Origin of the sequence: Neobacillus drentensis (genome assembly GCF_036965645.1) — a bacterium.
Lineage (GTDB): Bacteria > Bacillota > Bacilli > Bacillales > Cytobacillaceae > Neobacillus > Neobacillus drentensis_D.
Map to the genome: position 1 here is coordinate 1 of NZ_JBALPZ010000253.1, position 5,584 is coordinate 5,584.

A 5,584-nucleotide genomic window follows, 5' to 3' on the forward strand; every position below is an offset into this window, starting at 1 on the left:
ATGGTGTCAGGCACCATTTAATACGTTTCCCCCATAATAAACAAGGAAAGTCAGTTTATGGTGCCTGACACCGCCACTATGACACTGACACTAAAATTTAATCATTTAAAATTTTAATATCTGCATATAATTCAATATGTTATTATTTTCTAATAGGAGGTGTTCTTTTTGACGAATGAATTAATAGAGAAAAAAGGATCATCTAAGGCCGTTAACACTACAAATAATATTAGGGTAAATAATCGCTTCAGTTTAACCATTCATTTTGGAGATTCACTAAATTTATTAGCTTTGCTAGCAGGCGTATACATAATAAAAAGTATTGAAAAGAAAAGAAAGCAAAAACAGAAAGCAGAAAAAATGTAATGGCGGTTTCTCGCCATTACATTTTTTTCTGCTTTTGTAGTGTCAGGCACCATTGGTCCTATTTCCACATTAAGAACAATAAAAAGCTACCTAATGGTGCCTGACACCCCTATTGCCCCACTGCGGCGTTGAATTTTTTCTTTTGGATTTGGATGAGTCTAAGGGAGAGGGCGATTCCGGCAGCCAGCAGTCCAATTGTAAGTCCAATCCAGTAGCCTCTTGCCCCCAGGTTTGTGAAATTGGCCAGTAAATAGCCTGCAGGAAGACAAATGAGCCAATAAGCAACAAGTGTCATGATAAAGGCTATATTTACGTCTTTATAGCCTCTTAATGCAGCCTGTGCGGTTGCTTGGATGGCATCGGAAATCTGGAAAAACAGGGCAAAGATTAAGAAGTTTGCCGTTAAGTTAATAACAGCTGCTTCAGTAGAATAAAGTCCGGCCACCTGATAACGAAATGCTACTACAACCAACCCAGTCCCAATTGCAATTATCACAGCGATCCCAAGCCCTAACCAACTGTACTGTTTGGCATCCTTATACCTCCGTGCCCCTACTTCAAATCCTACAAGCACCGTTAATGCTGTAGAAATACTAATGGGGATCATATAAATAAACGAGACGACATTTAAAGCCGACTGGTAAGCGGCAATGGTCGTAACATTAAACTTACTCAAGAGAATGGTCACAATCGCAAACACGGTGGTTTCGAAGAAAACAGAAAGCCCCATCGGCACACCAATTTTTAAAATTTCCTTACACTGTTCCCAAGAGAACTCGCCTAGATTCGAAAAGATTTGGAAAGAAGAAAACGGGTCCTTTTTTTTCACAATGTAGATCGTCATTCCTAAAAATATCCAATCAGTAATTGCGGTGGCATAGCCTGCACCTGCACCGCCCAGCTCTGGAAAACCAAACTCTCCAAAGATCAGGACGTAATTCAAAATTAAATTAATAGGTAAGGATAACAACATAATCACCATAATAACGCGTGTCTTACCAAGGGCATAGATAAAGGACCTTAGTACATTAAAAATAAAAAGCGGCAGCATTCCAAAGCTGAGCCCAACCAAATAATCGAAGGCTGTACCTTGAACACTTTGAGAAAGCTTCATGAGGTCTAAGATAGGATCTAAAAAGAAATATCCAAGAATAAAAATGATAAGGGCAATGATAATAGATAGAAAGATTCCGTGTTTAACCACCGTTGATACTTCGTCATTCTTTTTTTGTCCAAACCGCTGAGCCGCAATGGGGGACACAGCCAGAAAGATTCCGCTAATTCCATTAAAAATGGGACTCCAGATGGAGGTGCCAATGGCCACTCCCGCTAAGTCAGAACTACTATATCTTCCTGACATGATCGTATTAAAAAATACCATTGAAAACATGCCAAGCTGGGTAATTAAAATGGGCACAAGCAAAACAAAAATTTGCTTGGTCTTTTCTTTAAGTGTAAAAGTTTGATTCATACTATTAATATACTCCTATAAAAAAATAAAAAATCTCCGAAGTTCCATTATACCGTACTGTGGGTTCATTTTCCTTATAAAGTATTTGTTTACGATATAAAAAAATAGAACTTCATTCCGAAGTCCTATTTCTTCACGATTTTGGATGGATTATTAATTTTATATAATACTGCTGTATCGACCATAAATTCCTCCGGGGCATCTTTGCCTTTCCCCATTTTCTTGGCGGCCACTTTTCCATCGAATTCAAGTACATCCCCAGCTGCCAATTCAAATTTCTTCAATGTCTTACTATGGCTACACCAGGCTAGTCCAAGTTCAAGGGGACTCTCTTGAACAATTTTGACATTTTCCAGTACAACCACTTCATCATTTTCCTCATTAAAAGGATTATAGACAAGGGCAAACTGTTTCACTTCCGCGGTAAAATGTACTTTATCACTAGGAAGCTCGATTTTAGGAGCCTTCTCTTTCTTTGGCTTAGGTTCCTTGGCTGGTTTCTCCTTCTTCGGAGTTTCTAAGGAAGGAGCGATTTCGGTTTGCAGTTTGGCTTCTTCTAAAGTAGACGCTCCTGCTTCATCGGAAGAATCCTTCTCATCAAGGTTAATCAAACTCTCCTTACCGAAGCTAGATTGCTGCATCTCTTTTAAAAAAGCCGGATGGATACATGTCAAATTCCCATCTTGAAATTCAATCACAAGAGTGTTAAATTCTCCGGTATTTCCATAGGTCTCATAGCCTTTGATTGTAATAAGGCGCTGATAGTTGCCTTCTTTGTACCAAAACTCCTTTTTCGCCGTTGGCAATCCCCATTCTTTAAGTTTTTCTTTATAATGTTCGTCATCCCGAAATGGCTCATAATTCCCTTTGGGCGGGATATATTTAGTCAAATCGGACTGTTCTAATTGTGTACGCAGAATGGCCATAAAGACAATACCCTCCATTTAATATGTATGTTCTATGATTATAACATTTATTTTTGAAAAGAATAATTTTACCACTGCAGAATGAACATTGACATAATCAGGAATAAAAAAAAGACTCTGCAATGAGAGTCTTTTTTCATATGGTTTAAAAATTATAATTTACGAACGTTAGAAGCTTGTGGTCCACGTTGACCTTGTTCAACGTCGAAAGAAACTGCTTGACCTTCGTCTAAAGATTTGAAGCCTTCGCCTTGGATTGCAGAGAAGTGAACGAATACGTCGTCTCCAGCTTCGCGCTCGATAAATCCAAAGCCTTTTTCTGCGTTAAACCATTTTACTTTACCTTGTTCCATGTGTGGTTCCTCCTGCTGTGTGCTTTTGCACACAATTTGTTACTATCCTTGCTCAAATCTTCAAGACAAAAAGCAGTATTCACTTTAACGTTCTTTCCGACTCACAAAAATAATTCTCCTTAACTATAGCAGAAAGATATTAATAAAGCAAACTCATTTGGCCATTTTATTTTTTTTGGTAGAAAAGTCGGTAATTTAAACCAATTTTTGTAAGCGTTTTATATTTTATTTAGTGCCTCGAATTTTTTATAAATATCCTAATAATTTTCTATAAGATTACCGCTTTTGGTTGTATAATTACTTTGGAATTTAAAAAGAAATCGGTGACAGCACATGCGCACATATAATGAAAAAATCAGTATTTATCATGGAATGGTCTCGACCATCGCTGTGAATCTTGCAAGTAATTTCTTTCCTATCTTTGCTATTTCTATTTTAGGAGCTACAAATTACCAGGTGGGCTTAATTAGTTCCCTCCCCCCGTTGGTGGCTCTGATTATGACGATACTAGCAGCCATATTATTAAACCGCTTGGAATTACAAAAGAAAACGGTCGCCATGTCTGTTTTCTGGGCGAGAATCATGTTTTTACTGTTGGCAGGAGTAGTTTTCCTTCATTCCTCCTATCAAACTTGGACATTTCTGCTGATCGTAGCCCTTATGAATGTTCCGGGAACTATTTCGAACGTTGGCTGGCAAACGTTGATTAGCGGAATGATTAAAGAAAACCGGCGCGGATCCTTTTTTAGTGACCGTAATAGGCTCCTGACGGTTGTGGGGATGATCACCACTTTGATTATCGGGGTTGTCATGAAAAATCAAACCCATCATGCCTGGGCCTATCAAATTTTGTTTGGGATTGCTTTCCTTTTCGGATTACTAGAAGTCTTTTTTCTAATGAAGCACCGAGAAAAACCACTCATAATGGCCGAGCAAAAAAAATCATCGATGGATTGGTCGATTTTTAAGAATCCAGGATACAAATGGTTTCTCATTACAGCTCTTTGCTTTAATTTTACCTGGCAGATGGTGTGGGGCTTATTTAATATTTACAATGTCAAATATGTGCATGCCACCATCCTTTGGATTAGTATTTTTTCAGTTGCTAATCAACTCGTTCAAATTTTCTCGTTTCCTTTATGGAAAAAGTGGGCGGAGCAAAGGTCTAACACTTTGATGCTCGTGTGGGTGGCAGTGGGAATGGCCACAGCCCCTGTGTTAAACATTTTGTCGACCAATGTATTTTATATTACCTTTGTTTCGATGACATCAGGATTTTTTGTTTCCGGTACAACGCTTTTATTGTTCAATTTATTGTTGGAGCAATCACCAGAAGAGAAGAGAACCTATTGTATTACCACCTATAATGTCCTTTTATCCTTTGTCGCTTTTATTGCCCCGCAAATCGGCATTTGGTTGTTAGAAATCTCGAGCATGCGAATTTCGATGGAATTATGCACCATCTTACGAGAGATCAGTGCTTTTGTCTTTTACTTGATGTATGTAAAATTCATGAGAAATAAACGAACTACCAGGATGATTTCACCCAAAAATGCGTCCCCATCATCTTAATTTTGATGGGGCGTTTTTTTTAGCAAAAGTTGTGGTGAGACACCAGTAAATTTTTAAACTGCTACTATATTTAAAAAAGTTTCATATTTTTAGAAGGAGTTGATTTTTGAAATCGGGAGGGTCCAATGATTAGAATTAATCATCAAGTTGTTGAGCCGGGTGACCTAAAGGGAATTACCAAGCCGATTGAACGAACGATTATTAGATTAATGGCGGGCTATCATTCTTCATATGATTATCCAACGATTCATCAGCTGGAATTTGAACTTTTGTTTCGTACCAATACCATGAAAGCTGCTCAAGAACTTAACAAGAGCGGGGTAAAGTTTACGACATTCACGTATGCATTTTGCAATAAGACGTACTGGGATCGGTTATCGAACGGTGGATTTTTGCTGAAACCATCGGTAAAACCGTCTGTTGCGATCCTGGACATCCTGAAAAACGGGAAGCTTTATGCGTTTGAATGTTCCACTGCTATTGCGATTGTTTTATATATTGCCACTCTTTATTCAATTGGAAGTCAAAGGTTTGATATGTTATTTGCCCGGATTTACTTAATGGGCTGGCAATTCGATGAGGATCTGCCGGTTTATAATATCTATTCGGATGATTTCCTGCCTGGCGATATCTTACATTTTAACAATCCTGATTTTGACCCGAAACAGCCACATTGGCGAGCCGAAAATGTTGTCTATTTTGGCGATGACAAGTATTACGGCCATGGCGTTGGCATCCAGCCAGCCAGTGCGATCATCAACTTCCTAAATAAAAAAAGAATGCCGAATTCAAAGAATTCAGCTTACCTCATGAATATGATTACACGACCACATTATCTCACATTGTCATATTAACAAATGTTGATTTAATGAAATTGGTGACAGGCACCGCCCGTG

The 5,584-nt window shown here is 38.4% G+C and carries 6 protein-coding genes; 3 read left to right on the top strand and 3 right to left on the bottom strand.

Annotated features, from left to right (window positions below):
- Positions 1-168: 168 nt before the first annotated feature.
- A complete protein-coding gene (locus tag V7266_RS29810) occupies positions 169-366 on the top strand; it encodes a hypothetical protein (protein WP_335472855.1) in 198 nt (65 codons plus the stop codon).
- Positions 367-475: 109 nt separating this feature from the next.
- On the opposite strand, the gene V7266_RS29815 is transcribed toward V7266_RS29810, so the two are convergent.
- The 3 genes from V7266_RS29815 to V7266_RS29825 form a co-directional block, all read right to left on the bottom strand.
- Positions 476-1,837, bottom strand: a complete 1,362-nt coding sequence (locus tag V7266_RS29815) for an MATE family efflux transporter (RefSeq protein ID WP_335472857.1) — start codon at positions 1,835-1,837, stop codon at positions 476-478.
- A 125-nt stretch (positions 1,838-1,962) separates the two neighbouring features.
- Positions 1,963-2,763, bottom strand: coding sequence for a hypothetical protein (locus tag V7266_RS29820; RefSeq protein WP_335472859.1), 801 nt, complete (start codon positions 2,761-2,763; stop codon positions 1,963-1,965).
- Between the two features lie 152 nt (positions 2,764-2,915).
- Complete coding sequence (locus V7266_RS29825; RefSeq protein WP_215045983.1) at positions 2,916-3,116, bottom strand: cold-shock protein; 201 nt, start codon at positions 3,114-3,116, stop codon at positions 2,916-2,918.
- A gap of 333 nt (positions 3,117-3,449) precedes the next feature.
- Here V7266_RS29825 and V7266_RS29830 point away from each other — a divergent pair, with 333 nt between their 5' ends.
- Positions 3,450-4,688, top strand: a complete 1,239-nt coding sequence (locus V7266_RS29830; protein ID WP_335472861.1) for an MFS transporter — start codon at positions 3,450-3,452, stop codon at positions 4,686-4,688.
- Positions 4,689-4,813: 125 nt separating this feature from the next.
- Entirely contained in the window at positions 4,814-5,542 is a 729-nt protein-coding gene (locus tag V7266_RS29835; protein ID WP_335472862.1) for a protein-glutamine gamma-glutamyltransferase, read from the top strand.
- Positions 5,543-5,584: the final 42 nt, after the last annotated feature.